The organism is Rhizobium sp. Leaf306, from assembly GCF_001423425.1.
Lineage (GTDB): Bacteria > Pseudomonadota > Alphaproteobacteria > Rhizobiales > Rhizobiaceae > Neorhizobium > Neorhizobium soli.
Map to the genome: position 1 here is coordinate 847,035 of NZ_LMNX01000003.1, position 26,984 is coordinate 874,018.

23 protein-coding genes and 2 pseudogenes are annotated in these 26,984 nt (G+C 61.6%); 13 read left to right on the forward strand and 12 right to left on the reverse strand.

Going from position 1 to position 26,984, the window contains the following annotated elements; genetic code table 11:
• Positions 1-16: 16 nt before the first annotated feature.
• Positions 17-787 carry a glutamine amidotransferase gene (locus ASG19_RS17235; protein WP_062460014.1) on the forward strand — a complete coding sequence of 257 codons (771 nt, stop codon included), beginning with the start codon at positions 17-19 and terminating at the stop codon, positions 785-787.
• A gap of 91 nt (positions 788-878) precedes the next feature.
• On the forward strand, positions 879-2,468 hold the full coding sequence (ggt, locus tag ASG19_RS17240; protein WP_062460015.1) for a gamma-glutamyltransferase: 1,590 nt from the start codon (positions 879-881) through the stop codon (positions 2,466-2,468).
• A 13-nt stretch (positions 2,469-2,481) separates the two neighbouring features.
• Here ggt and ASG19_RS17245 read toward each other — a convergent pair whose 3' ends face one another.
• On the reverse strand, positions 2,482-3,159 hold the full coding sequence (locus tag ASG19_RS17245; RefSeq protein ID WP_062460515.1) for an HAD hydrolase-like protein: 678 nt from the start codon (positions 3,157-3,159) through the stop codon (positions 2,482-2,484).
• A gap of 203 nt (positions 3,160-3,362) precedes the next feature.
• Complete coding sequence (locus ASG19_RS17250) at positions 3,363-4,037, reverse strand: GntR family transcriptional regulator (protein WP_062460017.1); 675 nt, start codon at positions 4,035-4,037, stop codon at positions 3,363-3,365.
• 323 nt (positions 4,038-4,360) lie between these two features.
• Between ASG19_RS17250 and ASG19_RS17255 the strand changes: the two genes are divergently transcribed.
• Genes ASG19_RS17255 through atzF form a run of 10 tightly spaced genes read left to right on the forward strand, consistent with a single transcriptional unit; the run spans position 4,361 to position 14,772 of the window.
• Positions 4,361-5,488, forward strand: a complete 1,128-nt coding sequence (locus ASG19_RS17255; protein ID WP_062460019.1) for a BMP family ABC transporter substrate-binding protein — start codon at positions 4,361-4,363, stop codon at positions 5,486-5,488.
• 23 nt (positions 5,489-5,511) lie between these two features.
• On the forward strand, positions 5,512-6,642 hold the full coding sequence (locus ASG19_RS17260; protein WP_062460021.1) for an ABC transporter permease: 1,131 nt from the start codon (positions 5,512-5,514) through the stop codon (positions 6,640-6,642).
• A complete protein-coding gene (locus ASG19_RS17265; RefSeq protein ID WP_062460024.1) occupies positions 6,642-7,568 on the forward strand; it encodes an ABC transporter permease in 927 nt (308 codons plus the stop codon). The genes ASG19_RS17260 and ASG19_RS17265 overlap by 1 nt, the downstream gene beginning before the upstream one ends.
• Positions 7,569-7,581: 13 nt before the next feature.
• Entirely contained in the window at positions 7,582-8,598 is a 1,017-nt protein-coding gene (locus ASG19_RS17270; protein WP_062460026.1) for a formamidase, read from the forward strand.
• Between the two features lie 10 nt (positions 8,599-8,608).
• Positions 8,609-9,310, forward strand: coding sequence for an isochorismatase family cysteine hydrolase (locus ASG19_RS17275; RefSeq protein WP_062460028.1), 702 nt, complete (start codon positions 8,609-8,611; stop codon positions 9,308-9,310).
• Positions 9,311-9,327: 17 nt separating this feature from the next.
• Positions 9,328-10,392 carry a ring-opening amidohydrolase gene (locus ASG19_RS17280; protein ID WP_062460518.1) on the forward strand — a complete coding sequence of 355 codons (1,065 nt, stop codon included), beginning with the start codon at positions 9,328-9,330 and terminating at the stop codon, positions 10,390-10,392.
• Position 10,393: 1 nt separating this feature from the next.
• Positions 10,394-11,944 (forward strand): ABC transporter ATP-binding protein, encoded by a 1,551-nt coding sequence (locus ASG19_RS17285; protein WP_062460030.1) that lies wholly within the window; start codon positions 10,394-10,396, stop codon positions 11,942-11,944.
• Positions 11,944-12,612, forward strand: a complete 669-nt coding sequence (locus ASG19_RS17290; RefSeq protein ID WP_062460032.1) for a cysteine hydrolase — start codon at positions 11,944-11,946, stop codon at positions 12,610-12,612. Before ASG19_RS17285 ends, ASG19_RS17290 begins: the two co-directional genes overlap by 1 nt.
• Positions 12,605-12,958: a cupin domain-containing protein gene (locus tag ASG19_RS17295; protein WP_062460034.1), complete on the forward strand. Its 354-nt coding sequence runs from the start codon at positions 12,605-12,607 to the stop codon at positions 12,956-12,958. Before ASG19_RS17290 ends, ASG19_RS17295 begins: the two co-directional genes overlap by 8 nt.
• Positions 12,955-14,772, forward strand: a complete 1,818-nt coding sequence (atzF, locus tag ASG19_RS17300) for an allophanate hydrolase (RefSeq protein WP_062460036.1) — start codon at positions 12,955-12,957, stop codon at positions 14,770-14,772. The genes ASG19_RS17295 and atzF overlap by 4 nt, the downstream gene beginning before the upstream one ends.
• A gap of 252 nt (positions 14,773-15,024) precedes the next feature.
• On the opposite strand, the gene ASG19_RS17305 is transcribed toward atzF, so the two are convergent.
• The 8 genes and pseudogenes from ASG19_RS17305 to ASG19_RS17340 all read right to left on the reverse strand — a co-directional run bounded on the left by ASG19_RS17305 (position 15,025) and on the right by ASG19_RS17340 (position 23,517).
• Positions 15,025-15,459, reverse strand: coding sequence for an RbsD/FucU domain-containing protein (locus tag ASG19_RS17305; RefSeq protein WP_062460521.1), 435 nt, complete (start codon positions 15,457-15,459; stop codon positions 15,025-15,027).
• A gap of 236 nt (positions 15,460-15,695) precedes the next feature.
• The gene (locus ASG19_RS17310; RefSeq protein WP_062460038.1) at positions 15,696-17,381 is read right to left on the reverse strand and encodes an ABC transporter ATP-binding protein; all 1,686 of its coding nucleotides are present in this window, start codon (positions 17,379-17,381) and stop codon (positions 15,696-15,698) included.
• On the reverse strand, positions 17,378-18,322 hold the full coding sequence (locus tag ASG19_RS17315; RefSeq protein WP_062460040.1) for an acetamidase/formamidase family protein: 945 nt from the start codon (positions 18,320-18,322) through the stop codon (positions 17,378-17,380). Before ASG19_RS17315 ends, ASG19_RS17310 begins: the two co-directional genes overlap by 4 nt.
• Positions 18,323-18,391: 69 nt before the next feature.
• Positions 18,392-20,020, reverse strand: a complete 1,629-nt coding sequence (locus tag ASG19_RS17320) for an ABC transporter substrate-binding protein (protein ID WP_062460042.1) — start codon at positions 20,018-20,020, stop codon at positions 18,392-18,394.
• Between the two features lie 22 nt (positions 20,021-20,042).
• Positions 20,043-20,963, reverse strand: a complete 921-nt coding sequence (locus ASG19_RS17325) for an ABC transporter permease (RefSeq protein WP_062460044.1) — start codon at positions 20,961-20,963, stop codon at positions 20,043-20,045.
• Positions 20,963-21,811, reverse strand: a complete 849-nt coding sequence (locus ASG19_RS17330; protein ID WP_062460046.1) for an ABC transporter permease — start codon at positions 21,809-21,811, stop codon at positions 20,963-20,965. Before ASG19_RS17330 ends, ASG19_RS17325 begins: the two co-directional genes overlap by 1 nt.
• Positions 21,811-22,392, reverse strand: a complete 582-nt coding sequence (locus ASG19_RS24690) for an ANTAR domain-containing protein (RefSeq protein WP_062460048.1) — start codon at positions 22,390-22,392, stop codon at positions 21,811-21,813. Before ASG19_RS24690 ends, ASG19_RS17330 begins: the two co-directional genes overlap by 1 nt.
• Positions 22,389-23,517, reverse strand: a pseudogene (locus ASG19_RS17340) (transporter substrate-binding protein). The gene ASG19_RS24690 and the pseudogene ASG19_RS17340 overlap by 4 nt, the downstream one beginning before the upstream one ends.
• A gap of 204 nt (positions 23,518-23,721) precedes the next feature.
• On the opposite strand from ASG19_RS17340, the pseudogene ASG19_RS24505 reads away from it, so the two are divergent.
• Positions 23,722-24,298: pseudogene (locus tag ASG19_RS24505) on the forward strand (integrase core domain-containing protein); the annotation flags it as partial.
• A 126-nt stretch (positions 24,299-24,424) separates the two neighbouring features.
• Here ASG19_RS24505 and ASG19_RS17345 read toward each other — a convergent pair.
• A complete protein-coding gene (locus ASG19_RS17345; RefSeq protein WP_062460050.1) occupies positions 24,425-25,042 on the reverse strand; it encodes a response regulator in 618 nt (205 codons plus the stop codon).
• The gene (locus tag ASG19_RS17350; RefSeq protein WP_156466540.1) at positions 25,032-26,936 is read right to left on the reverse strand and encodes a PAS domain-containing sensor histidine kinase; all 1,905 of its coding nucleotides are present in this window, start codon (positions 26,934-26,936) and stop codon (positions 25,032-25,034) included. Before ASG19_RS17350 ends, ASG19_RS17345 begins: the two co-directional genes overlap by 11 nt.
• Positions 26,937-26,984 lie beyond the last annotated feature (48 nt).

Below are 26,984 nucleotides of genomic sequence, written 5' to 3' on the forward strand. Positions count from 1 at the left end.
CGAGGACCGGTAAGACATGACCAAGAAAGTGCTTCTCGTCGGCGAAAGCTGGATCAGCTCCGCCACCCATTACAAGGGCTTCGACCAGTTCGGCAGCGTCACCTTCCACCTCGGCGCCGAGCCGCTGGTCAAGGCGCTCGATGGCAGCCAGTACGAATTGACCTATATGCCGGCCCATGACGCAGTCGAGAAATTCCCCTTCGAGATGGCCGGGCTCGACGCCTACGATGCGATCATCCTCTCTGATATCGGCGCCAACTCGCTGCTGCTGCCGCCGGCCGTATGGCTGCATTCCAAGACCGTGCCCAACCGGCTGAGGCTCATCAAGGCCTGGGTGGAAAAGGGCGGAGGACTGCTGATGGTCGGCGGATATTTCTCGTTCCAGGGCATCGACGGCAAGGCACGCTGGCGCCGCACGGCCGTAGAGGACACGCTGCCCGTCACCTGCCTGCCCTACGACGATCGGGTTGAAATACCCGAGGGTTCGACCGCCGTCGTCCTCAAGCCCGACCATCCGGTGATGGCCGGCCTTAGCGGCGAATGGCCTCTGCTTCTGGGCGTCAACGAGGTGGAGGTGCGCGACCGCGCCGATGTGGACGTGCTCGCCCGCCTGCCCGAAGACCAAGGCGGCCATCCGCTGCTGGTGACCGGCACCCATGGCGAAGGCCGCACCGTGGCGTGGACTTCGGACATCGGCCCTCATTGGCTTTCGCCGGCTTTCTGCGAATGGGAAGGTTACGCCAGGCTCTGGAAAAACATCCTCGGCTGGATGACCGAAACACGCTGACGGCAGCGCACGACGAAACACGCGGCTGGCCGGATGCGAGACCACCGGCCAGCCGCCGATACCCAATCTTCGCAGATCAGGAGCAGATGCCATGACATCGCGCGATTTCTTCAAGCCGGGACGTTCGGTCGCCATTTCGGACCGCGGCATGGCTGCGACCTCTCATCCGCAGGCGACTCTCGCGGCGGTGGACATCCTGCGCGCCGGCGGCAATGCGGTCGATGCGGCGGTGGCAGCGGTTGCGCTGCAGTCGGTCATCGATCCGCTGATGACCGGCATCGGCGGAGATTGTTTTGCGCTCTATTCACCGGCCGGCGGAACGCCAGTCGCGCTCAACGGATCCGGCCGTGCACCCCAGAAGGCCGAGCTAGCCTATTTCATCGACAAAGGCTTCTCCTCCATCCCCGACGATAGCGCACATGCCGTAACCGTACCCGGCGCAGTGGATGCCTGGTGCCGGCTGATGGAAAGCCATGGTAGCCTCGGGATGAACCGTGTTCTGGCCGCAGCGATTGCCGCTGCCGAGGACGGCTATTGCATCACCCCACGCGTCGCGCTCGATTGGGCGCGCTACAGCCCCCGCGTCGGTAAGTTCGCAGGCTCCGCAAGCTACTTCCTGCCGAACGGCAAGGCGCCGGTGACCGGCCAGCGGATGACCAACCCGGCGCTGGCCGCCACCCTGCGCGCCATAGCGACGGGCGGCCGCGACGCCTTCTACAAGGGCCTGGTGGCCGAGGAGATCGTCGGCCTGTTGCAGTCGCTAGGTGGCCTGCACGAGGAAAGTGACTTCTCCAGTTTCGCCGCCTTTGAAACCGCACCCATCTCGGCCAAATATCGGGGCCGGGATGTGCTGGAATGCCCGCCAAACGGCCAGGGGCTTGCCGCTTTGATGATTGCGCGCATCCTCGACGGCTTCGACCTGCGCGATCCGACGCTGTCGGAGGCAGACCGCATCCATCTTCTCGCCGAAGCATCGAAGGCAGCCTATGCCCGGCGTGACCAGGTGATCGCCGATCCCGCCCATATGACGGCCGACGTCGATGCCATCCTGTCGGATCGCTCGATAGACGCGATCCGCTCGAAGATCAGCCTTGAAAAGGCCGCTCCGGCTGGCACTTGGGAAGGTCCGACGCATAAGGACACCGTCTACGTGACCGTGGTCGACCGCGACGGCAACGCCGTCTCGCTGATCAACTCCATCTTCTTCGCATTTGGCAGCGGCATCTACGCGCCACGCTCCGGCGTGCTGCTGCAGAACCGCGGCGCGGGCTTCGTGGTCAGACAAGGCCACCCCAACGCCATCGGCCCCGGCAAGCTGCCCTTCCACACGATCATCCCCGGCATGCTGGCCGAGGGCGGCAAGACGCGCATGACCTTCGGGGTCATGGGCGGGCAATACCAGGCGGTCGGCCATTGCCATCTGCTGAGCCAAATCCTCGATCGAGACATGGATCCGCAGCAGGCGAGCGACCAGCCGCGTAGTTTCTATTTCGATGGCAAGCTCAGTCTCGAGCCAACCATTTCCGACGACGTGCGGATGGATCTGGAACGTCGCGGCCACACAACCGTCTGGGCGGACGAACCGATCGGCGGTGCGCAGGCAATCTACATCGACCACGAGCGGGGCGTTCTGCTGGGAGCCACCGACCACCGCAAGGACGGCATCGCGCTCGGTTATTAAGCGACAGCCTGGATTATCGTTCGGCGCTGGACACCATGCCAAGCGCGACATCGGCCAGTTCCGCGGTCTGTACGACCAGGCGATCCGCTCCCGCGCTCTCCAGTTCGGCTTGCTCACCGTAGCCCCAGAGCACACCCGCAGCCCGCATGCCGTTGGCATGGGCGCCGGTGACATCGTATTTTCGATCGCCGATCATGACACAACGATCCGCGTCAAGCTCATGCTGCTGGATGATGTGCGCAATCAGTTCAGGCTTATGGTCGATGTCGCCGGCCGGGGTCGATCCATAAATACCGGTGAACAGAGCATCTAGGCCTTTGTCTTCCAGTATGCGGCGCGCAAACGTTTCGCGCTTGGATGTCGCGAGGAAAAGCCTGGCTTCTTTCTTCATCCTGGAAAGAGCTTCCGGGATACCGTCATAGACCTCACTCAGAAGAAGGCCTCGCGACCCGTAGTCCTGCCGGTAGGCATCGACCCCTTCGGTGACCCGGTCGTCGCCGAACTGTCCGAGCAGGTACCGCATGACGTCCTCGATCGGCGGGCCAATGATCGACCTGATGTCCATGGCAGGATCAGTATCATGTCCAAGGGAACGAAGGGCTGCCCTGCAGCTCGACAGAATTCCGGGTTCCGACGCGATTAGAGTTCCATCCAGATCTAGCAGGATTGCAGGTGCGGCGGCATACGGCATGAAAACGCTTTCATTGGACAGGTCATACAGCAGCACCAATCGGTATGCCGTTGAATAAGACAAATATAGTCTTTCCCAACGGTCTCAATGCAATTTTGCGGAGATCTCGTCACAGCCCAACATTCGCACTCCTTGATGGGAAGCAAACCGTCGTCCTCGCCTCTCGAAGAGCTAGCCTTTCGAAAATCCGCGACGTCAAAACCTCAACCATGCGCTGCAACAAAAACCGCGCTGGCGTCGCTGACGATCGACACATGGTCGAAGGCCGCCTGCCCGGCGGCTTTGCAATCGGCGCGCAGAATGGCGGTAACGATCCGGTCATGCTCATCGTATGACTTCGAGAGCCTCCCGGTCAGACGAAACTGCGCGCGGCGAAATGGCGCCAGCCTTGCCCTGGTCTGTGTTGCCAGTTCGAGAAGGTGATCGTTGTGAGCTCCTCGGTAAAGCCTGTTGTGGAATTCGGTGTTGTAAGCGGAATAGTCCTCCGGCGAGCCCGAATGCACGAGATGTATCGAACTGCGATGTTCGATATCCAAGCCACGTCGCTCGTCGACCGTCATGCGCTCGGCAGAGAGCCTCGCGCAGATGCCTTCCAGTTCCGCCATGGCCTCGAACATGGAGTGGAGGCGGGCCTGCGTCACGTTCATCACGACGGCGCTGCGATTGGGCTCCCGGCCAACCAGGCTCATTGCGCCGAGTTCCCGCAAAGCTTCCCGGACAGGCGTCCGGGAGACTTCGAACCGGGCGGCGAGAGAAAGCTCGTCGAGCCTTTCGCCAGGCGGCATCTCGCCGGTCACGATCATATCGGCAATGGCTCTCACCATCTGCGCCACAGTCGTCCCGGCCCGGACTAATCTTCTTCGCTTCACCTCAGTCAAGACACTCTCGGCGCTTTAGACGTAGTGCATACAGATGCAGTTCGTGTTCCGCCATGTCAACGCTTTCCTCAATGCATTGAACTTAAATGCTTTTCGTCCAGACATCCTAGATAGCGCTGGGAGCGCATCTCGGTTTCTCCGAATATTTTTCATACAGTGACACTAAAATCAGCACGCTCGTCCAAAACTGCATGCAGTTTTGTCAGTTCTTGTTATCTATTCAGTCGGCACCAGCGTTTTCAATGACTTACAAAGTGGCACGCCTGTTGCTTGCTGTCCCTTGTCCAATAGCGAACGGCCGAGCGCCGCGAGGGAGAATGACGATGACGAAACTCCTTTCCATGAACCGCCGGAATTTTCTGCAGGTGTCTGCGGCCGGACTTGCCGCAAGCGCACTTCCCGGTCTCACGCCGGGAACGGCATTGGCGCAGACCGCGCTGACGGTCGGCTTCATCTATGTCGGACCGAAGGATGACTACGGTTACAATCAGGCCCATGCCGAAGGTGCTGCGGTCATCAAGGCCATGCCGGGTGTCACGCTCGTCGAAGAGGAAAACGTGCCCGAGACCGTCGATGTCCAGAAGACGATGGAATCGATGATCAACCTCGATGGCGCGTCGTTGGTTTTCCCGACGTCGTTCGGCTATTTCGATCCCCACATGCTGGCTATGGCAGCGAAGTATCCCGACACCCAGTTCCGCCATTGCGGTGGCCTGTGGCAGGCGGGCAAGCACCCGGCCAATACGGGATCCTATTTCGGCTACATCCATCAGGGTCAGTATTTGAACGGCGTTGCCGCCGGGAACGCGACCAAGAGCAAGAAGATCGGGTTCGTCGCGGCGAAGCCCATCCCGCAGGTGGTTCAGAACGTCAATGCATTCCTGCTCGGGGCTCGTTCCGTCGACCCGACCATCACCTGCCAGGTGATCTTCACGGGTGAGTGGTCGCTCGCCATCAAGGAAGCCGAAGCCACCAACGCGCTGGTCGATCAGGGGGTGGATGTCATCACCTGCCACGTCGACAGCCCGAAGGTCGTTGTCGAGACCGCCGCCGGCCGCGGCGCGTTCGTTTGCGGTTATCACGCCGACCAGAGCCCGCTTGCGCCTGAGAAATACCTGACCGGCGCCGAATGGGCTTGGGGCAAGGTCTATACGGACTTCATCACGAAGGCCCAGGCCGGCGAAAAGCTCGGGAATTTCGTTCGCGGCGGACTGAAGGACGGGTTCGTCAAGATGAGCGCGCTTGGTCCCGGTGTATCGGAGAAAGGCCGCAAGATGTTCGATGCGACGCTTGCCGAGGCGATGACAGGCAAGCTTTCCGTGTTCAAGGGCCCCCTCAACGACAACAAGGGCAATGCCGTAATCGCTGCCGACAAGGCCTATGCGGAGGATGCGATCGATCTCGAAAGCATGGCCTACCTCGTCGAGGGCGTGGTCGGCTCCACTTCCTGACATCAGGTGAAGGGAGAAGCGTCATGACGGTACAAGCAAACGATCCAGCGCTCTCGTTGAATGCCGGCGGAGGAGCCACGTTCCGCCCGCTTCTGGAATGGCTGGCGCGGCGGGCGGAGCCTGTCGTGATCGGGTCTGCTGCCATTCTGGCAGGCCTCATGCTCTTTTCCCTCTTCATTCTCGCGATCGGCAAGTCGCCGGTCGCGCTCTTCCAGCTCATGTATACCGGCGGTTTCGGCAGCTGGTTTTCGCTGCAAAACAGCCTTTCGCGCGCAGCGCCCCTCCTCCTCACAGCGCTCTGCGTGGCACTGCCGGCACGCCTCGGTCTGGTCATCATCGGCGGAGAAGGCGCGCTCGTGCTCGGCGGCGTTGCAGCCGCAGCGGTTGCCGCACCACTGACCGGCTTCCTTCCTCCCTATCCGGCGCTCATCGTCATGGCGGTTGCGTCCATGATCGTCGGCGGCATCTGGATCGGTGCGGTAGGGTTTCTGCGGCACTACCGCGGCGTCAACGAAACGATCTCGTCGCTGCTGCTGGCCTATATCGCGATCGCGCTGATGAACCAGCTCGTGGAAGGGCTGTTGCGGGATCCGGCAAGCCTGAACAAGCCCTCCACCATGCCGCTGCCACCCGGATATATGATCGGCGATATCCCCGGAATGGATGTTCACTGGGGCCTCGTCATCAGCATCATAGCCTGCGTCGGCTCCTGGATCCTGATCGAGATGACGAGCTACGGCTTTGCCGCTCGGATGGCCGGCGGAAATGTACGCGCCGCACAGATCCAGGGCTTGCCGGTCGGTCGACTGATCGTCGGCTTCACGGCGATCGCCGGCACATTCGCCGGGCTTGCCGGCATGCTGGAGGTGGCGGCCGTGCAGGGCAGTGCGAACGGCTCGATTGCGGCAGGTTACGGCTACACCGGCATTCTCGTGGCATTTCTGGCGCGCCACAATCCACTGGCAATCATCCCGATCGCGTTTCTGCTCGGAGGGCTCGAGGCATCCGGCGGCCTGATCCAGCGCCGGATGGGACTGCCTGATGCGACCGTCGTTGCGCTGCAGGGCACGCTCTTCATCGTCATCCTCTTCTGCGAGACCTTTTACGGCAGGTTCAAGGTCTTCAATCCCGACCTCTGGAAAAGGAGAACGTGATGGACGAGACAAACATTGGTCTCTGGGGCGTGCCGCTTGCGATCCTCGCCGGGGCAATCCGCGTCTCTACTCCGTTTATTTTCGTCTCGCTCGGCGAAGCCATTACCGAGCGTTCCGGACGCATCAATCTCGGATTGGAAGGCACGCTCGTTTTCGGTGCCATGACGGCCTACGCCGTCGCCGTCCTCACCGGTTCGCCATGGCTCGGTGTGCTCGCGGCCATGGCGGCAGGAGCGGTCTTCGGGCTCATTCATGGCTTCATCTGCCGCTTCCCGCGCGTCAACGACATCGCGATCGGCATTGCCATGATGCAGTTCGGGCTCGGGTTCGCCTTCTTCCTCGGCAAGCCCTTCATCCAGCCTTCCGCGCCAAAGCTGCCGTCCATCCCGCTCGGCAACTGGTCGTCCTATCCGCAGGTCCAGGCGGCGCTGAATATCAATGTCCTCTTCTTCATCGGCTTTGCCCTTTCTCTCTTTCTGTTCTGGGCCTTCCGCAATACCCGTCCCGGCCTCATCCTGCGGGTCGTCGGGGACTCCACCGATGCGGCCCGCGCGATGGGCATCAACCCGGACCGCGTGCGGTTGCTTGCCACCGCGCTCGGTGGATCGCTGGCGGCTGTCGGCGGAGCCTATCTCTCGCTCTACTATCCCGGCTCCTGGAACGAGGGCATTTCCTCCGGCCAGGGCCTCATGGCCGTGGCGCTCGTGATCTTTGCCCGCTGGAACCCGATCCACTGCTTCCTAGCAGCACTTCTCTTCGGCGGGACAGGCGCGCTTGGACCGGCGCTGAAATCGGTGGGCGTGACGCAGGGCTACTACCTCTTCTACGCGGCGCCTTACGTGCTGACGCTTGCCATACTGATTGCCACATCCTCGCCCCACCGCGCGCTTTCCGGCGCGCCGGGCGCGCTTTCCCTGACGAAATGATAGGAGTTGCGACATGAATGGCTTAGGCGGCCTCAACAAATCCGAACACGGCGTCGGTATCGGTCTCGTGCAGCTGCAATTGCCGGTGACAGTGACGAAAGCGGACCTTGCCCGCCAGACGCAGGTGATCGTCGATCTCGTCGCGAAGGCGCGGCGCAACCAGCCCGGCATGGATCTCGTCGTCTTCCCAGAATATGCGCTGCACGGTCTCTCGATGGACATCAATCCTGAGATCATGTGCTCGCTGGACGGGCCGGAGGTCGCTGCGTTCAAGCAAGCCTGCCGCAAAAATGCGATCTGGGGCTGCTTCTCGATCATGGAACTGAACCCGGGCGGCATGCCCTACAATTCCGGCATCGTCATCGACGACCAGGGTGAGCTGAAGCTCTATTATCGCAAAATGCATCCCTGGGTGCCGGTCGAGCCCTGGGAACCCGGCGATCTCGGCATACCTGTCATCGACGGGCCCAAGGGCGCAAAGCTCGCACTGATCATCTGCCATGACGGCATGTTCCCGGAGATGGCGCGCGAATGCGCCTACAAGGGCGCCGAGATCATGATCCGGACGGCAGGCTATACGGCCCCGATCCGCGAGGCCTGGTGCTTTACCAACCAGTCGAATGCCTTCTGCAATCTCATGGTCACCGCCAATGTCTGCATGTGCGGCTCGGACGGCACGTTCGACAGCATGGGTGAAGGCATGATCTGCAATTTCGACGGCTCGGTCATTGCACACGGGACGTCCGGGCGGCCGAACGAGATCATCACAGCGGAAGTCCGTCCGGATCTTGTGCGCGAGGCGCGGCGCGGCTGGGGCGTGGAAAACAATATCTACCAGTTCGGCCATCGCGGCTACGTCGCAGTCGAAGGCGGCGCCGGCGATGCGCCCTACAGCTACATGCACGACCTGATCGCCGGCAAATACCAGCTGCCCTGGGAGAACGAGGTCAAAGTCACCGACGGCACGTCCTGCGGTTTCGACAAGCCGTCGCGCCGTTATGGCGAAACCCTCAAGCCGGCAGCGGAATAGGAGAGACTCCATGGATGCGATGGTCGAAACAACCGAGACCTATGTCGGCGCCGATCCCTATCCGTGGCCGTATAACGGCAAGCTGCGGCCCGACAATACCGCCCTCATCATCATCGACATGCAGACGGACTTCTGCGGCAAGGGCGGTTATGTCGACCACATGGGCTATGATCTGTCGCTGGTACAGGCGCCGATCGAGCCGATCAGATCGGTGCTCGCGGCCATGCGTGCCAAACGCTACCACATCATCCACACGCGTGAAGGCCACCGTCCCGATCTGGCCGACCTTCCCGCCAACAAGCGCTGGCGCTCGCAGCGCATCGGTGCTGGCATCGGCGATCCCGGTCCCTGCGGCCGCATCCTGACCCGGGGCGAGCCGGGATGGGACATCATTCCGGAACTCTATCCGATCGAGGGTGAAACGATCATAGACAAGCCCGGCAAGGGTTCTTTCTGCGCGACGGATCTGGAGCTGATCCTCCACCAGAAGCGCATCGAGAACCTCATTCTGACAGGCATCACAACAGATGTCTGCGTCTCGACGACCATGCGTGAGGCCAATGACCGCGGCTTCGAATGCCTGCTTCTGGAGGATTGCTGCGGCGCGACCGATTACGGCAACCACCTCGCTGCGATCAAGATGGTCAAGATGCAGGGCGGCGTCTTCGGCGCGGTGGCCAACTCGAAAATGCTGATCGAGGCACTCCCGTGATGATGCAAGCCGCCACCATGACCAGGCGTGCTCAAGTCTTTCGCGTCGCGGCGAGCGGTCCGTCCGATGTATCGGGCGTAGAAGCCCTGTTCGCGGCAGGGCTGAAGCCGGAAAACGTCGTTGCGATCCTCGGAAAGACGGAGGGCAACGGATGCGTCAACGATTTCACGCGGGGCTTCGCCACGGCGAGTTTCGAGGCACTGTTCGCGCGCCACGGCGTCGAGGGTGTCTCGCTGGTGATGTCCGGTGGCACCGAAGGAGCCCTGTCGCCGCACTGGACGGTTTTTGCGCGTGAGAGCTTGATTGATGACGCCGCAGATGCAGGCGGGCCCGCTCTCGCCATCGGTACATCCAGAACGCCCCACCTCCCATTCCATCATCTCGGGCGTCGTGAACAGGCGCTTATGGTCGCCGAAGGCGTAAGAACCGCGATGGCGGATGCAGGCATCGACGACCCCGCGGACGTCCATTTCGTCCAGATCAAATGCCCGCTTCTGACGCTTGCCCGCATCGGCGAAGCAGACAGTACGGGGCACGCCGTCGCCACGCGCGAGACACTCAAGTCCATGGGACTTTCGCGTGGAGCCTCGGCGCTGGGCGTCGCCCTAGCACTTGGCGAAGTCGATGCCGCAACCATTACCGATGAGGTCATCGGCTCCCGTCACGACCTCTTTTCACGTCGCGCATCCGCATCCGCCGGCGTCGAACTGACCGATCACGAGATCATCGTACTTGGAATGAGCCGAGCCTGGAGCGGACCGCTTGCGATCGATCACGCCGTCATGGCGAGCGCCATCGATACTGCTTCCGTGCACGGCGCCCGTGCGCGCCTGCCGGAAAGGGCGACGATTGCAGCCGTACTGGCCAAGGCGGAACCCGACCCCTCCGGCATGGTCGGTGGTCGGCGTCACACGATGCTAGACGATTCAGACATTGCGGGCACCCGCCATGCCCGCGCCTTTGTCGGCGGCGTGCTCGCGGGCGTGTTCGGCATGACCGATCTATACGTCTCTGGTGGCGCCGAACACCAGGGACCACCCGGCGGCGGGCCTGTCGCCATCATCGTAGAAAAGGAGAGATGAAGTGAGCATTGTTCGCGATACCCCTCTTCCGGAGCGTGGCCGGGCGGCCAGCATCGAAACATTGGGAATGACGATGCGGTTCGGTGCGTTTACGGCGCTGGATGACGTTTCGATCAGCGTTCCGGCCGGATCCTTCCACGCGCTTCTCGGCGAGAACGGCGCGGGCAAGTCGACCCTGGTCAAATGCATCATGGGCTTTTACCACGCGACGTCGGGCTCGCTTTCGGTCGACGGACGCGAAGTGGCGATCGCGTCTCCACGGGATGCGGCCACCCACAGGCTGGGTATGGTCTACCAGCATTTCACCCTCGTCCCTTCGCTGACCGGTGCCGAAAACCTCGTGATCAGCCGGGCGGAAGTGCCAGCCGTGATCAACTGGGCGAAGGAGCGCCGCGAACTTGCTGAATTCATGGAGCGTATGCCGTTCCGGATCCCGCTCGACCGGCCGGTGAGCGAGCTTGCCGCCGGTGAGAAACAGAAGCTCGAAATCGTCAAACAGCTCTATCTCGGTCGGTCCTTCCTCATTCTCGACGAGCCTACATCAGTTCTGACGCCCGCCGAAGCCGACGAGATGCTGGGCCTCGTGCGCGGCATGACGGAGAGCGGCGGGCTGACCGTGCTGATGATATCCCACAAGTTTCACGAGATCACCAAATTCGCCGACGACGTCTCGATCCTGCGTCGCGGCAAGCTGGTCGGGACGGGAAAGGTCGGCGACCTCTCGACCGCCGACATGGCAGCGATGATGATCGGCAATGTGAAGCTCGCCGAACTCGACAGCCGCGCGCCGGTGAGAGAGTCTGCGGAGACGGTGCTCAGGCTCAGCAACGTCAGAGCGCCGGATCGATCCGGGCTGAAGACGATCGAGATAGACGACCTGTCGGTCCACGAAGGTGAGATCGTCGGGATTGCCGGCATATCCGGCAACGGACAAAAGGAATTTGCCGAGATCCTGTCCGGCCAGCGACCTCTCAGTGCCGGCAATATCGAGGTCAATGGCTCGTCCTATGGGGCGACACGTGCCCAAACGCGGGCGAATAACGTGCGTTTCATTCCCGAAGAGCCTCTGCAGAATGCCTGCGCGCCACGGATGACCCTTAGCGAGAACCTGTCCTTCCGAACCTTCGACCTCAAGGCCGATGGCCGAGATGCACTCTGGCTTTCCAAGGCCGGCATGAAGGAACGGGCGACCGCGCTCATTTCCGATTTCAAGGTGAAGACCGCGTCGTCGTCATCACCGATTGCTGCGCTTTCCGGCGGCAATGTACAGCGTGCCGTGCTTGCCCGCGAACTGACAGGCGACGTCGATCTGCTGATCGTTTCCAATCCCTGCTTCGGGCTGGATTTTTCGGCCGTTGCGGAAATCCGGGCCCGCATCATGAAGGCGCGCAATGCCGGAACGGCCGTATTGCTGCTTTCGGAGGACTTGGACGAACTTCTCGAAATGTCCGACCGCATCATCGTCATTTCCGAGGGACGGCTGGTCTACGAGACGCCAGCGCGTGGCGCCGACATCGGCGTGATCGGGGCACATATGGCGGGGCATCACTGATGTCGATGATCAAGGCCGAACCGTTCGATTTCCCGTCACGACCTGCCGAAATGGCGCTTGTTGTGATCGACATGCAGCGCGATTTCGCGGAAGCCGGTGGCTTCGGCGCAAGCCTCGGCAACGACGTCTCTCGCATCACCCGGATCGTGCCGGACGTGAAACGCCTCATCGAAGGCTTTCGCGCCTCGGGCATTCCCGTCATCCACACGATGGAATGCCACAGGCCCGATCTATCGGACCTGCCGCCGGCCAAGCGTGATCGCGGCAACCCCGCTCTGCGGATCGGCGACGAAGGGCCGATGGGCCGTGTGCTGATTGCGGGAGAACCGGGCACGGCAATCCTGCCGGAACTCGCTCCGATCGCCGGCGAAGTGGTGATTGAAAAGCCCGGCAAGGGCGCTTTCTATGCGACGGCACTCGGCGAAATCCTTAAGCAGAAGGGCATCACCCAGCTCGTCTTTGCCGGCGTGACCACCGAGGTCTGCGTTCAGACGACCATGCGGGAAGCGAACGACCGTGGTTATGAATGCCTGCTTTGCGAGGAGGCGACCGAAAGCTATTTCCCCGAATTCAAGGCCGCTGCCATTGCCATGATCCGCGCTCAGGGCGCGATCGTCGGCTGGACGGCGCATATCGACGACATCCTGAAGGGACTGCCCCATGCCTGAAACGACACGCGCCATGCTGACGTCTGGAGGCTGGAAGGACCTGGAATTCGGACCGTTCCGCAAAGACGTGACGATCCACTGGATCAGAGCGTTCGAGGGCGACCAACCGGGCGTGGCGATACTGAAGTATCAGCCGGGAGCATCCGTGCCACGCCACCTCCATCAGGGGCTCGAAACCATCCTCGTTCTCAACGGCGTGCAGTCCGATGAAGCGGGGGATTACGGTGAGGGCAGTTACGTGGTCAACGCCGCCGGCACCGAGCATTCGGTCTGGAGCGATAAGGGATGTGTGGTGCTGATCCAGTGGGACCGGCCCGTGAAGATACTTGAAGAGAGCATGGCATGACTTACTCCACATCGACGGATCTACCCGCATTCGACATCGTCTCGCTGTCGAATTTCTATCGCAACGGCGGCACCGTCACCGAGATCGTCGAGCGCGTGTTTGCCCGGATTGCCGAGGTCGATGACCCCGGTATCTTCATCCACCTGGGCGATAAACTCGAGATCCTGGCGGAAGCGGAAAAGCTCGGCGCCTTCGATCCCGCAAAGCTGCTGTTCGGCATACCCTTTGCGGTAAAAGACAATATCGACGTCGCGGGCATGCCAACCACCGCCGCCTGCCCGGACTACGCCTACACGCCGGAAAAAGATGCGACCATCGTGCGCCTGCTGAAGGAGGCGGGAGCGCTGGTCATCGGCAAGACCAATCTCGACCAGTTCGCCACCGGCCTTGTCGGCCTGCGCTCGCCCTACCCGGTCCCGAAGAATGCCATTGACCCGACACTCGTGCCGGGCGGCTCATCGTCAGGATCGGCCGTTGCCACCGCACACGGTATCGTCTCGTTCGCGCTAGGAACGGACACGGCGGGTTCCGGGCGCATTCCGGCCGGCCTCAACAATATCGTCGGCTTGAAACCAAGCCTTGGCGCCTTTTCCACCACGGGGGTCATTCCCGCGTGCCGGACGCTGGATTGCGTTTCGGTCTTCGCGTTGACGGTGGAGGACGCCTGGACCGTGTTTTCGGTCGCAGCCCGACCGGATGAGACCGATGCCTATTCGAGAACGGCTCCGACCACAGGCTATCGCGCCGCGCCCCCCGTGCTGAGGATCGGTGTGCCGGCGGCGGCCGACCTGAGGTTCTTCGGCGACACGTCGATGGAAGCGGCCTACGCAGAAGCACTTGCCGTCCTCACCGGTCTCGGACACAACCTCGTCGAAATTCCCTTTGCCGATTTCTACGAGGTAGCCGACCTGCTCTACGAAGGCGCCTGGGTTGGAGAACGCTACGCAGCAGTGAAGGATTTCTTCGATGCGCAGGAGGACAAGTTCCATCCCGTAACGCGCAGCATTTACAGCGGAGCGAAAGCGCTCTCGGCGGCCGACGCATTCAACGGCTTGTACGCGCTGCAGGCACTCAAGAAGAAACTCGCGCCGGTCATCGGCTCCGTCGATCTCTTCTGCGTGCCCACGGCACCCCGGCATTTCACGGTCGCGGAGCTGGAAGCCGAACCGATCCGAGAGAATTCCCGCCTCGGTACCTACACAAATTTCGTCAATCTGCTCGATTTGTGCGGCATCGCTGTCCCGACCGGCAAGCGACCGGACGGCCTGCCGGCAAGCGTCACCCTTCTAGCGCCGGCCGGCAAGGACGGGCTGACAGCGACGCTTGCCCGCGATCTTCACGCCGCGAGCGGGCTGACGCTCGGCGCGACGGGCTGGCCGCTACCGGCTCCGACCGAGGCACCGCCTGTCGTAACGGCAGATGATCTGATCGATCTGGTCGTGGTCGGCGCGCATCTTTCGGGAATGCCGCTCAACCAACAGCTCATCGCGCTCGATGGAAAATTTTCACGAACGGCGCGGACTTCCGGAGACTACCGCCTTTACGCCCTCGCCGGCACCGTTCCCGCCAAGCCGGGCATGCTGAAAGTGGCCCAGGGACAGGGTAGCGAAATCGAAGTCGAGATCTGGCGCCTGCCCCCCGCAGCCTTCGGCCGTTTTGTCGCAGCCATCCCCTCACCTCTCGGGATCGGCACGATCTCGCTTTCGGACGGAACGTCGGCAAAGGGGTTCCTGTGCGAACAGATCGCGCTCAAGACAGGCGCAAGCGACATTAGCCGATACGGAGGCTGGCGCGCCTATTGCAAAAGCGGCTGATTGCTGGCGGCATGTAGTCTCTACCTAACCTCGATCTGCTTCTAACCTGACAGCACTCGATCCGACATAGCCGCAGACGGCTTCGGTGACATGAACGGCGCTGCAGCTTGGCGGCCGATATTCGCATCACGCAGGTCGTCAACATGAAAAAGCGCATCCACGTCATGATCCCGACAGCTTTGAATCAGAGATCAAAGGACGCCTAACCATATCAGAAGTCTCGCAAAATCGAACCGATGGCGCCGACGGAAACTAGACGGATCGGATGACGCCCTTTGTGAAAATGAAACAACCAAAGGGCCTGTCATCCGTAGTCGCGACAACAGCGAATGCGCGAGCCGCAACGTCGTAAAACTTCGTCCTCTCGACGGGCTCGAAGCTAACCTGCCGCTCCTCCGTGTCGTTTACTATCTTTTCGACATCGTAATGAACCGACGCGGCGTAGCTCAGGTCTCCGTCAGGGACCATTTTAACTACGGGTTTTTCGAGAAAGTCGTCGACCGGCATCAGCTTCAATATATCGGCGATGATTGAAACGAGCGGCACTCCCACAATCGGTAAGACACGTTGATGACGAGAATAAGCTGGGTAGTTGGCATCAACCACAGCCAGACAATCACCGTGCCCCATTGCTGCGAGTGCCCACAGCACATCCGGGCTCAAATGCTTTGGGATGTTCTTCAACATTGTCATACGTGTTCCGTTATAGCTGATAGAGTTGTATCGTTGGTGTGATGGCCAAGGCTATCTGCGGCACAAGCTGTCAAAAAAATCGATGAGTAGCAACGAAATCCGTGTCTTGTGTTCGGCATACGTGTTGACGCTCCAACGTTATCCTCGTCGTAAAGCGTCTATCGTCAGCCGCTGCACCGTGGCAAGACAGTCCCGCATCGAGGTCAGGCAATCCACGAATACGCGTCGCCTTAACCGTGATGGCGACGCGCAGCGGGATCGGGGATCGGCACCGCAGCCATCAACGCCCGCGTATAGTCGTCTTTCGGCTGTTCGAAGACGTTCCGGCGGCGGCCCATCTCGACGATCGACCCGCCGCGCATCACCGCGACATTGTGGGACATGCGCTCGATCACCGCCATGTCGTGGCTGATGAACAGATAGGCGATCCCCATCGTCTCCTGCAGTTCCAGCATCAGGTCGAGCACGCGCGCGCGCACCGAGACATCGAGCGCCGCAACGCTTTCGTCGGCGACGATGAGCTTGGGTTCGAGAGCCAGCGCCCGGGCGATGCAGATGCGCTGGCGCTGGCCGCCTGAAAACTCGTGCGGATACCGGCTGGCGGCCTCCGGCGGCAGCCCGACGCGGCGAAGCAGGTCTGCGACCCGGTCCTGTCGTTCGGTTCTGTTGCCGATACCGTGGATGACCAGTGGTTCGGCGATTGCCCGCCCGACCGCCATGCGCGGATCGAGCGAGGCATAGGGATCCTGGAAGATCATCTGCGCCGACCGGCGCACCGCCTGCATATCGCGCTGGCTAAGCATGCCGATCTTGCGGCCGTCGATCATCACCTGGCCGGTGAAGGGAATAAGCCCGAGGACGGCCTTTCCGGTGGTCGACTTGCCCGATCCGCTTTCGCCGACCAGACCCAGCGTCTCGCCGGGCAGGATATCGAAGGCGACGTCACTGACCGCATTCACCGGCGGCTTGCCCTTGAAAATCCGGCCGGCAGCGCTGCCATAGCTGACGCCGAGATCGCGGACATTGAGGACTGGCGACCGATCCGGCGCGGGAAGCGGCTGCTTCGGTTCGGCCGAGACACGCGGCGGACCGTCGATTCCCGCATGCGCACCGAGGATCGGCACGGCGGCCAGCAATTGCTGCGTATAGGCAGCCTGCGGCCGGTGGAAGATATCGATGACGCCGCCCTGCTCGACGATACTGCCGTTCTGCAGGATGACGACGCGGTCGGCCATTTCCGCCACCACGCCCATGTCGTGGGTGATCATGATGATCGAGGTGTCGAACTCGCGCTTCAATTCGCGCATCAGCTTCAGGATCTGCGCCTGTACCGTCACGTCGAGCGCGGTCGTCGGCTCGTCGGCGATCAGCACTTTTGGCCGGCAGGACAGCGCCATGGCGATCATCACCCGCTGCCGCATGCCGCCGGAAAGCTCGTGCGGAAATTGCTTCAGCCGACGAGCCGGTTCGGTCATATGCACCGCGTCGAGCATCTGAAGCGCCACGGCGTCCGCATTGTCGCGACCCTGATGCTCGCGGATCGCTTCGGTCAGCTGCGTGCCGATCGAGATCACGGGATTGAGCGAGGTCATCGGCTCTTGGAAGATCATGGCGATATCGCGACCCCGCACCGCGCGCATCGCCCGATCGGAAAGCGATGTCAGGTCGCGATCGCCGAGCAGGATCTTACCCGCGGTCACCGTCAGCGAGGCCTTCGGCAACAGTCCCATGATCGACAGTGAGGTGACGGATTTACCCGACCCGGATTCGCCGGCGATGCAGAGCGTTTCGCCCGCCGCCAGATCGAAACTCACGTTTCGCAGAACGGGCTTGCGCCCCTCGGGCGTCCGCGCATCGACATCGAGATCGCGGACGCTGAGGATCGGCATCGCAGCTGTTGCGGAATGCTCGTTCACGCGAAGACGATCCGCGGGAAATAGAACGACACCACCCAGTTCGGCGCATCGACGATCTCGCTGATCCTGAGATCGCCGCAGACCGAGCAGAGCATATAGGCATCGACTGGGTTCAACCCGTGTTCGACGGTCAGCAGATCGATCATTCGCATGACGCTTTCGCGCGCACCGGTCATCAGGTCCGGCCCGATGCCGGTCGTGACTTCGTATCCGGCGCCGTCGAGATGGCGGGTCACCGGCTCGGTCACGGTGAAGCGCGGGGACTGGAGCTTCGCATCCTTGACCAGCTCGATCGTCGCCTCGACATTCATCTGGCTTTCGATCGCCGTGCCGCAGACCTCGCCGTCGCCCTGGGCGGCATGCGTATCGCCGATCGAGAACAGCGCACCCTCGACTTCAACCGGGAGGTAGAGCGTGACGCCGGCCGACAGGTCGCGAATATCGAGGTTGCCCCCGACACGGCGCGGCGGCACGACCGAATGGGTCCCCGGTTCGGCAGGAGCGACACCGATCGTCCCTGCAAACGGTTTCAGCGGCACCCGTCCGCCGGGGCCAAACAGCGACGGCGCCATGGTGGCGGTATCATAGGTCCAGACATGCAGCGCCGGGTCCTTGAACTGGTCGGCCAGAAGACCGAAGCCCGGAATGTTGGCCGTCCAGCCGACGCCTGACGGAATGAACTTGCGCAGCGTGACCTTCAGCGCGTCGCCCGGCTTGGCGCCTTCCACATAAACAGGTCCGGAAACCGGATTGATCTTGCCGAAATCGAGGCTGTTCAGCGTCTCCAGCGTCGCATCACGCCCGAGCTGGCCGCCGGAGGAATCTAGGCACTCGAAATGGATCGTCTCGCCCGGTTTCGCGACCACTGCCGGTTCGAAATCCTTGTTCCAGCCAAAATTATGCTGAGCGCGATGAATGGTGTGGGTACAGGCTATGCACATGGGGTCTCTCCCTTCATTCTTATCGAAACCCTCCCGGCTTCCTGGCCGGGAGGGTAACTGCGAGAAGGCTTACTGCTTCACGAAGATCGCGTCGTAATTGATGACGCGGGTCGGATCGATGTAGATGTTGTCGGCACCGCCCATGCGCAGCGACTTGGCAACGACGCGGCGCTCGTTGATCACAGGGACCCATGGCGCATCGGCCATGATGTCCGTGAAGACCTTGCCCCAGGCAGCGGTACGCTCCGCAGCCTTTGCCGGATCGGACATCGAATCTGCCGCAACGGCGCGGGCATCAAGATCCTTGTTGCAGTACCAGGACCAGTTCCAGCCGCCCTGTACCGCGCCGGCGCAGCCGAGGATCGGGCCGTAGAAGTTCGACGCGTCCGGGAAGTCGGCGATCCAGGCCATGCCGCCCGACCAGATCATCGGCGCTTCGCCCTCGGTGCCCCCGGCAGCAATCACGTTCGCCTGCGCAAGCGCCCGGATTTCAGCCTTGACGCCGATTGCTGCCAGATCCTGCTGGATGGCCTGGGCAATGCGCGGCTGCGGATCGGTATTGGTCGAATAGAGCACGGTCTCGAAACCGTCGGCAAAGCCTGCCTCGGCAAGCAGCGCCTTGGCTTTGGCGACGTCGTAGGCATAGCCGGTAAACGACTTGTCGTAACCGGGCATCAGCGGCGGCAGCGGCTGGTTGGCGGGCGTGGCGCGGCCGTTGAGGATACGCGCGACGCGATCCTTGTTGACCGCCATGTTGAGGGCCTGGCGCACCTTGACGTTGTCAAACGGCTTCATCTTGGTGTTGAGCGTGATGTAGCCCGTATGCAGCTGCGCGCCGTCGACAATGATCTGGGCGCCGTCGGGCGAGTTCTTGATTTCCAGGAACTTTGCCGGCGGGATGCCGTCACCGGCGATATCGACCTCGCCTTTCTGCAGACGCAGCAATGCGACGAGAGGCTCCTGGCCAACCTCCACAGTGAACTTGTCGATATGCGGTACGTTCTTGACGTAGTAGGCCGGGTTCTTCTCGAACACGAGACGCTGGCCGATCGTCCATTCCTTCAGGGTGAAGGTGCCGGAACCGACGGGGCTCTTGCCGAAATCACCACTGGCTGCCTCGATGGCTTCCTTCGGCACGACCGAGGCGAAGTTGATGGCGAGCACGTGCAGGAAGGTCGCATCCGGACGCGACAGCTTGAACACGACCGTGCCGGCATCCGGCGTCTCGATGCCCGACAACGTCGTCGACTTGCCGCCCGTTAAGTCCTCGAAGCCATTGATGGCGCCAAAGAAGCCGGCACCGGGGCCTTGCGTCTTCGGATCGACGGCACGCTCGATCGAGTATTTGACGTCGGAGGCGACGACTTCGCGACCGTTGGAGAATTTCACGCCCTTTCGGAGCTTGAACGTGTAGGTCAGCCCGTCCGGAGCGACCTCGAAGCTTTCGGCGAGCGACGGCACCGGGTTCGGCGTGCCCGGCTCGTAATCCATCAGCCGCGAATAGAGGCTCTTGATCATCGACCAGTTGACCCAGTCATAACCGATCGCCGGATCGAGTGTGGTGATGTCGTCCTTGTAGGTGACGACGATATCGCCGCCCTGCTGCGGTGCGCCCTGCGCTATTGCGGACATGGTGCCCACGGGGGCGATTGCCACCATGGTTGCAACGGTTGTGTTTCGAAGCCAGCGTTTGAACACGTCGTTCCCCTTTTTGTTGCTGTCAGCGGGTTCTAATGCGCGGGTCGATGACCGGCGCGATGAGGTCTGCAACGAGGTTGCCGAGAATGATGGCGAGTGCCGAGGTGAGCGTCACGCCCATGATGATCGGAATATCCACCTGCTGGATCGCCTGCCAGGCCAGCTGTCCGATGCCCGGCCAGCCGTAGACGGCCTCGACCACCACAACGCCGCCCATGAACTGGCCAATGTCGATGCCGATCATGGCAATGACCGGCAGCACCGCATTGGGCAGCGCATGGCGGAAGGTGATGCGCCGGGACGACAACCCTTTGGCGCGGGCCGTGCGCACGTAATCCTGGTTGAGCACGTCGATCATTGCCGAGCGGACCATGCGGGCATACCAGCCGGCACCAAGCACGCCGAGCGTGGCGGCCGGCAGAACCACATGCGAAAACGTGCCGTAGCCGCTCATCGGAAACCAGCCGAGCGTTGCGGCAAACACATAAAGCAGCAGCAAAGCCACCACGAATTGCGGCGCCGACACCCCGACAAAGGATGCCATCATCACCAGCCGGTCGACGAACCCGCCGCGGCGGACGGCAGCGATCGTTCCAAGCGTTAGCCCGAGCACCACTTCGACGACGATGCCGGAAAACATCAGCGTCAGGGTGGCCGGCAGCCGCGCCATGATCAGCGTCGCGACTTCGGTTTTCTGCGCATAGGAGCGACCGAGATTGCCCTGCAGCAAGTTGGAGAGATAGGACCAGAACTGCACCGGCAACGACTGGTCGAGGCCGAGTTCCCGGCGAATGTTGGCAACCGTCTGCGCCGTTGCGCTGCGGCCGGCAATCATCCGGGCCGGATCCGCCGGCAGGGCGTAGAGCAGCACGAAGGTGATCGCCGCGACACCCAGCAGGATCAGCGCCATTTGCACCAGTCGCCTGATAAAGAGGATCGCCATCAGCCGCGTCCCCGCTGCGTCGGGTCGAGAATATCGCGAAGGGCGTCACCGACGAGGTTAAAGGAGAGTGCCGTCAAAAGGATGATCGCGCCGGGGAAGAACACCAGCCACGGTGCCGCCTGGAAATAGCTCTGGCTCTCGAAGATGATATTGCCCCAGGACGGCTGCGGCGGCTGCACACCGATCCCGAGGAAGGACAGCGTCGCTTCAAGAAGCACGGTCGTCGCGATGCCGAGCGTGCCCCAGACGATCGCTGTCGGCATCAGATGCGGCAGGATATGCAGGAACAGGATCCGCCCGTGACCGGCACCGAGCGAGCGTTCGGCCATGATGAAGTCGCGCTCCACCAGCCCTCGGGTTTCCGTATAGACGATGCGGGCGACCTGCACCCAGTTGACCAGCGCGATCACCATCGCGACGATCCAGAGGCTGGGGCGAAGCAGGGCGGCAAGCACGATCGCGAGCAGCAGTGCGGGAAACGCCATCATCAGATCGGTAAAGCGCATCAAGAGCGTGCCAAAGAAGCCGCGCACATAGCCGGCGACGATGCCGACGAACAGGCCGATCGTCACCGCCACGCCATTGGCGACGAGCCCGATGATCAGCGATGTGCGGGCGCCGTAGAGAAGACGCGAAAACAGGTCCCGACCCAGCGTGTCGGTGCCGAGCAGGAACGGTCCGCCGGGCGGCAACGGCGCACCCTCGAGAGAAAGTCCGTCGAACATCTGGTTGTCAGGATCGAACGGCGCGATCATCGGCGCGGCGAGCGCTGCAATGACGACCGTGAGGACGATGAGAATGCCGAACAACGCGACCGGCTGCCTCAGAAGCTCTTTCATCACCCGCATCAGATTGCCTCCGGGAGCGGTTCGGCGCCGGCGACGATAAAGGCAGCGATCTGCTCCATCGGCAAGCGGCGGCGCATGGCGCATTCGCGCAGCGTCCGATAGGCCTGATCCTCACCGATCGCATGCGAGACCATCAGACGCTCGACCGCCGCATAGACCAGAGGCCGCAGGCGCGAGCGCTCCTCCAGATGCCGGATGCGATCCTGTGCCTCCTCGCGCTCCTGCTGGATGGACAGCGCCATGACGAGCGCGGGATAGACGGCGGAACTGGCGACGGGCTTGGCGATGATGGCGCCCGCCCCTTGCGACAGCGCCCAGGCAATGCGACCGGGCGCTTCCGATCCGAGCAGTGCCACGACGGGGCGAAGCGGTGCCTGCCTGTCGAACGGCAGGAGATCGTCCCAGCCCTGGTCCGCATCGACCATGATGATGTCGGGCAGATCGCTCGAAGACAGCGGCGCCCACTGGACATTTTCTTCGACACCGAGGAGGCGAAGCTGGCGCACGAGCTTTTCGGTATTGCCGTCCTCGCGGTGGAGAATCGTCACCTTTGAGCCGGCGAAAGTCGGGGTCTGCCTCATGACACCACCCGCAGTCTCGGCTGCAGACGGTTGCCGCCGGTGAGATAAGGATCTGCCGCAAGCGGCGGCCGCGAAGCGATCACGTCGAAACTGTTGGAACTGTTGATGCGGCCGAGATGGAAGGGCAGCGCCGCATGGTTGGTTTCCGCATCGATGGCAAGCGGCCCAAACAGGCTCGGCCAGGGGCTGGCGGCTCAGCTGCTGCCGCACGGCCCGCGGATCGTCGGTACTCGCCGCCGAAATCGCCGCAAGTGCGAGTTTGACCGCCGTGTAGGCGCTCGCAAAGACACTCGACACCCGGCGCTCACCGAACCTCGCATGAACATTCCGCTTGAAGCGCGCGTTTTCGGACGTCGCCAGCGTATCGAAATAGGAGGCGGCGCAAAGCTGCCCCGTGGCAGCACCCGGCGCGATATCGGCAAGCTCGCATTCCATCAGATCGCAGCTTACGACCGGGCAGACCTCAGGCCGAAACGCAGGATCCCTGTCAGCCAGCGCCCGCATCGCGGCCAGAAACGCATAGCTCGAAGGCCCGATAAGGTTGTTCAGAATGAAACTTGGACGCCGCTGCTCGATCTCCGCGATGATCCGTTCGACGGCGGTTTCATCAAGCGGCAGGTAACGCTCACCGAGAACCTCGCCGCCGGCACTGCCCACCAGTTCGCGCGCCAGCCGGTTCATTTCCCAGCCCCAGACATAGTTGGCGCCGACCAGATAGGGCCGCTTGCCATAGCGCGGGATGAGATACTCGAACAGCGGCAGGAGGTGCTGGTTCGGACAGCCGCCGAGATAGATGACGCTCTCATTGGCCTCGAACCCCTCGTAGGGGCACATGTACCAGAGAAGACCGTCATGCTTTTCTATCAGCGGCAGGACTTCCTTGCGGGCAGCCGAAGTGATGGTGCCGACGATGTGGCGGCATCCCTGTCTTAGCAGATCGCGGGCACCATCCAGATAGGCGGCAAGATCCGCGTGGGGATCGAAGAACAGAGCATCGACGCCGCCATCAGACACGTCGCCGAATTCGGCAATCGCGAGATCGGCACCGTCGCGCGCGTCCCGCCCCATCGACCCATAGGGTCCGGTTGTCGAAAAGAGAATGCCAATCCTGATCGGGTCGCTCATGCGGGTGCACCAAAACCAAAAAACCCCACAACGCAGATCCCGCACGGGGCGGGGCGATGTGAGGCGAAACTGCCTGGAGACAATCGAAGTCATGTGATGCGGCGGCACATGCCTATTCCGCGAGCTTGAGTAAAATACAGGCAGCACCACGTTGTCAAGTGCGATGGGTCTTCGACTTGACTGTGTTGCGTCCCCACGTTCGGACGCGAAGGTCACATTGTGACCCGCAAGCGGCTCTTCCGGCTTTATCGAGGAGAGTGACTGACGGGCGCAAGCGCGGCGGTCGGAAGCGAGCGATAGGCATACGAACACCGATGCTGATCCCGCTTGCCGCCAACGATCGCTGGTCGCTGGACCTCATGTCGAATCAGCAACGCCGATCGGCAGGTTCCAGGTCTGACGATCGTCGATGATCGCACCAGAGAATGTCCGAGCGTGGTCATGTCGCTCTCCGGCTTGCAGGTTGCCTGTGAACGGGGTCAGTTCGTCGGGAAGCTTGGCAAACGAGGGTTGATTGTCAGCGACAACGTAGCGAGTTTACCAGCGATGCGCTCCCGCAATGGACGCACAGGATCAAGCTGCGATGGCACTACATCGCGCCGGGTAAGCCATTCCAGAACGCTTTATCAAAAGTTTCAATGCGCCGGCCGCGAGATCATCTCTCGAATGAGGCGTCTTCTCGTCACTGACCGAGGTTCCATCAGCTCTCTTGAGCTGGCGCAATGACCACAACGACCATTGCCCACACTCGGGCCTCGGTTGGCTAACACCGGCGGAGTTTTTATCGGATCATCAACCCGCCAGGTGATGAGGTACTGTAGAGCCAGGGTGGCTTCGCCCGCAACCCGCCGCTACCGCCCGGGATACAGCAACCCAAACCCCAGGAGCGAAATTAAACTGGTCGCCATCAAAGTCTATCGGCAATCCTGACGAGATGAGCGACGGATGTCGCCTTCATCTTCTGCATCATATGGCCTCTGTGAAGCTTCACCGTCGGCTCCGCTAGTTGCAGTTCGGCTGCGATCTGCTTGTTCAGCTTGCCGGCGATCACCAACGTCATGATCTGTCGCTCGCGTGGCGTCAGTGTCTGGTATCTCGACGTAGTGGCAGCTCTCGCTGTGCTTTCCTCTCGACGAGCTGCGTCTTCCGCGATCGCGCGATTGACTGCTTCCAGGAGGTCCTGCTCCCGAACCGGCTTGCTGAGAACATCGATGGCACCCGCTTTCATCGCTCGGACCGCCATGGGCACGTCCACATGGGCGCTGATCAGGACGATGGACCGGCGAACACTGCTCCTTGCCAGTTCCTCTTGAAACTCAAGCCCGCTCTGGCCAGGAAGACGGATGTCTAGGACAATACAGCCAGCCTTTTCGGGGTCGTCAGCCGCGATGAACTCTCTCACTGAGCCGTGAGTTTCAGCACTGAGGCCCACAGACTCAAACAGTCCCTTGAGTGCGTCGCGGACGCTCCGATCGTCGTCGATGACGATGACGGTGGGTCGCTTGTTCTTTCTGTCATCGATCAACGGTCGTGTCCTCATACCTGGAAAGCGTGAAGCTCAACGAGGCTCCTCCAAGAAGGTTGGCCGTGGCCCGGATGCGCCCTCCGTGGGCCTCCACGATGGAGCGGCAGATGGAAAGCCCCATGCCTATTCCGTCCGACTTCGTGGTATAGAACGCCTCGAATACCCGATCGAGTTGCTCCGCCGGTATTCCCACCCCGGTATCCGAAACGCTCACCTCGACCTCGCCTTCGCGCAGCGTGCACGCAATGCGGATCAGTGCCTCCGCAGCATCGGGCGTCGCCTCGGCGCTGTTCATGATCAGGTTCAGAAGAACCTGCTGTAGCTGGGTCCGATCTCCGAAGACTTCGACAGGTTCCGGAGGAAGATCCGCGACCACCTGCAGGCCCCGCGACTGCAGCTCTTCCCGAAGAAGGAAAAGCACATCGCGCAGGGTCCTCTTGAAGTCCGTTCTCTCCATTCGCACGGGTGACCTCTGTGCCATGGCACGTATGCTGGCAACGATCTCGCCGGCACGGTGACCGTCATGCACGACCCGCTCGGCGGCCAATCTAGCCTGCTTGAGATCCACGAGCCCGTCCTGAAGCCATCTCAGGCAGGTCCCGGCGTTGGTAACGATTGCAAAGAGCGGCTGATTGATCTCGTGCGCTATTGATACCGCTAGTTCGCCAATGGTGGTCATTCGGGTAACCTGTGCAAGGTTACTTTGGCTCTGACGCAGGGACTCTTCAGCCCGCTTGCGATCCTCGATATCCACCACGACGCCATACCACCGCACGACATCTCCATCCGCGTCGAGCAGTGGATTCTGTTGCAGGTTGAACCACCTGTACTCGCCATCGGCGCGTCTGATGCGGGCATCCACTGGACGCCCCTGCCTTGTTGCGATGATGTCCTCCCAGGTCATGCGCATACGGTCGACATCGTCGGGATGGAACATACGGTAAAAGCCGTACCCGACAATCTGCTCGAAAGGCAGACCGACGAAATCGATCAGGTTCTGGTTCCAGTACTCAAGCTGTCCGTCCGGCGTGCAGGACCAAGCCATGGCAGGGATCGTGTTGATGATGAGGTTGAGCTTGCGTTCGCTCTCCCTCAGCGCGGCCTCGCTCTCTCGAAGAGCATTCTCCGCGTACTGCAGGTTCTCGATGTCGATGTTGACCCCAAACCAGCGTACAAGGCCATTCGCATCCGTAAGCTTACGCCCGGAAAAATAGAACCAGCGGTACCGTCCATCGGCACCGCGGATACGGCCCTTTAACTGCGTAAAGTCGGAATGCTCAAGGTCCCGTTTCCAGATCTCCACCATCTCCGGGATGTCATCGGGATGATAGAGGTTCAAAAACCCCCATTCGAGGATTTGATCGGCCGGCAGACCGGCATAGTCCAGCCAACTCTGATTGACGAAGTCAGCACTTCCGTCGGGCCGCGCCGACCAGACGAGGACAGGAAGCGAGTCGATAATAAGCCTAAGGTTCTCTTCGCTGGCCGCGAGTGCCGACTTTGTCTGCTCGAGCTCATCCTCGGCCTTTTTGCGATCCTCTATATCGAGAACGACGCCGTACCATTTCACGACGTTGCCCTCGATATCGAGATTTGGCTTTTGCCGGAGGCTGCATCTGCGAAAACGCCCGTCGGCCCGCCGGATCCGTCCATCGACTTCACGGACGTTCTTTGTCGCCATGATGTCGTGCCATTCCGACGCGAGGCGCGCCACGTCGTCGGGGTGGAATAAACGGTAGAAGTTCTCCCCTGCAATCGCTGCCAGTGGTAGCCCAATAAACTCAAGGAAATGCTGATTTGCGAAATCGAGCATTCCTTCGGACGTTGCTGACCATGCCATTGCCGGGATCAGGTCGATAATCGCATCGGCATTCCCCTGTTTTTGCAAGTCCATCTCTCGGCTCGTGCGCTTCGTCGGAGACTGGAAAGCTAAGCTTTTTTC

What these genes read in the sequence shown, in the direction of transcription:
- ASG19_RS17235 (WP_062460014.1), top strand. Translation starts at nt 17, where the DNA reads ATGACCAAGAAAGTGCTTCTCGTCGGCGAAAGCTGGATCAGCTCCGCC.
- ggt (WP_062460015.1), top strand. Translation starts at nt 879, where the DNA reads ATGACATCGCGCGATTTCTTCAAGCCGGGACGTTCGGTCGCCATTTCG.
- ASG19_RS17245 (WP_062460515.1), bottom strand. Translation starts at nt 3,159, where the DNA reads ATGCCGTATGCCGCCGCACCTGCAATCCTGCTAGATCTGGATGGAACT.
- ASG19_RS17255 (WP_062460019.1), top strand. Translation starts at nt 4,361, where the DNA reads ATGACGAAACTCCTTTCCATGAACCGCCGGAATTTTCTGCAGGTGTCT.
- ASG19_RS17260 (WP_062460021.1), top strand. Translation starts at nt 5,512, where the DNA reads ATGACGGTACAAGCAAACGATCCAGCGCTCTCGTTGAATGCCGGCGGA.
- ASG19_RS17265 (WP_062460024.1), top strand. Translation starts at nt 6,642, where the DNA reads ATGGACGAGACAAACATTGGTCTCTGGGGCGTGCCGCTTGCGATCCTC.
- ASG19_RS17270 (WP_062460026.1), top strand. Translation starts at nt 7,582, where the DNA reads ATGAATGGCTTAGGCGGCCTCAACAAATCCGAACACGGCGTCGGTATC.
- ASG19_RS17275 (WP_062460028.1), top strand. Translation starts at nt 8,609, where the DNA reads ATGGATGCGATGGTCGAAACAACCGAGACCTATGTCGGCGCCGATCCC.
- ASG19_RS17280 (WP_062460518.1), top strand. Translation starts at nt 9,328, where the DNA reads ATGACCAGGCGTGCTCAAGTCTTTCGCGTCGCGGCGAGCGGTCCGTCC.
- ASG19_RS17290 (WP_062460032.1), top strand. Translation starts at nt 11,944, where the DNA reads ATGTCGATGATCAAGGCCGAACCGTTCGATTTCCCGTCACGACCTGCC.
- ASG19_RS17295 (WP_062460034.1), top strand. Translation starts at nt 12,605, where the DNA reads ATGCCTGAAACGACACGCGCCATGCTGACGTCTGGAGGCTGGAAGGAC.
- atzF (WP_062460036.1), top strand. Translation starts at nt 12,955, where the DNA reads ATGACTTACTCCACATCGACGGATCTACCCGCATTCGACATCGTCTCG.
- ASG19_RS17305 (WP_062460521.1), bottom strand. Translation starts at nt 15,459, where the DNA reads ATGTTGAAGAACATCCCAAAGCATTTGAGCCCGGATGTGCTGTGGGCA.
- ASG19_RS17315 (WP_062460040.1), bottom strand. Translation starts at nt 18,322, where the DNA reads ATGTGCATAGCCTGTACCCACACCATTCATCGCGCTCAGCATAATTTT.
- ASG19_RS17325 (WP_062460044.1), bottom strand. Translation starts at nt 20,963, where the DNA reads ATGGCGATCCTCTTTATCAGGCGACTGGTGCAAATGGCGCTGATCCTG.
- ASG19_RS17330 (WP_062460046.1), bottom strand. Translation starts at nt 21,811, where the DNA reads ATGCGGGTGATGAAAGAGCTTCTGAGGCAGCCGGTCGCGTTGTTCGGC.
- ASG19_RS24690 (WP_062460048.1), bottom strand. Translation starts at nt 22,392, where the DNA reads ATGAGGCAGACCCCGACTTTCGCCGGCTCAAAGGTGACGATTCTCCAC.
- ASG19_RS17350 (WP_156466540.1), bottom strand. Translation starts at nt 26,936, where the DNA reads ATGGACTTGCAAAAACAGGGGAATGCCGATGCGATTATCGACCTGATC.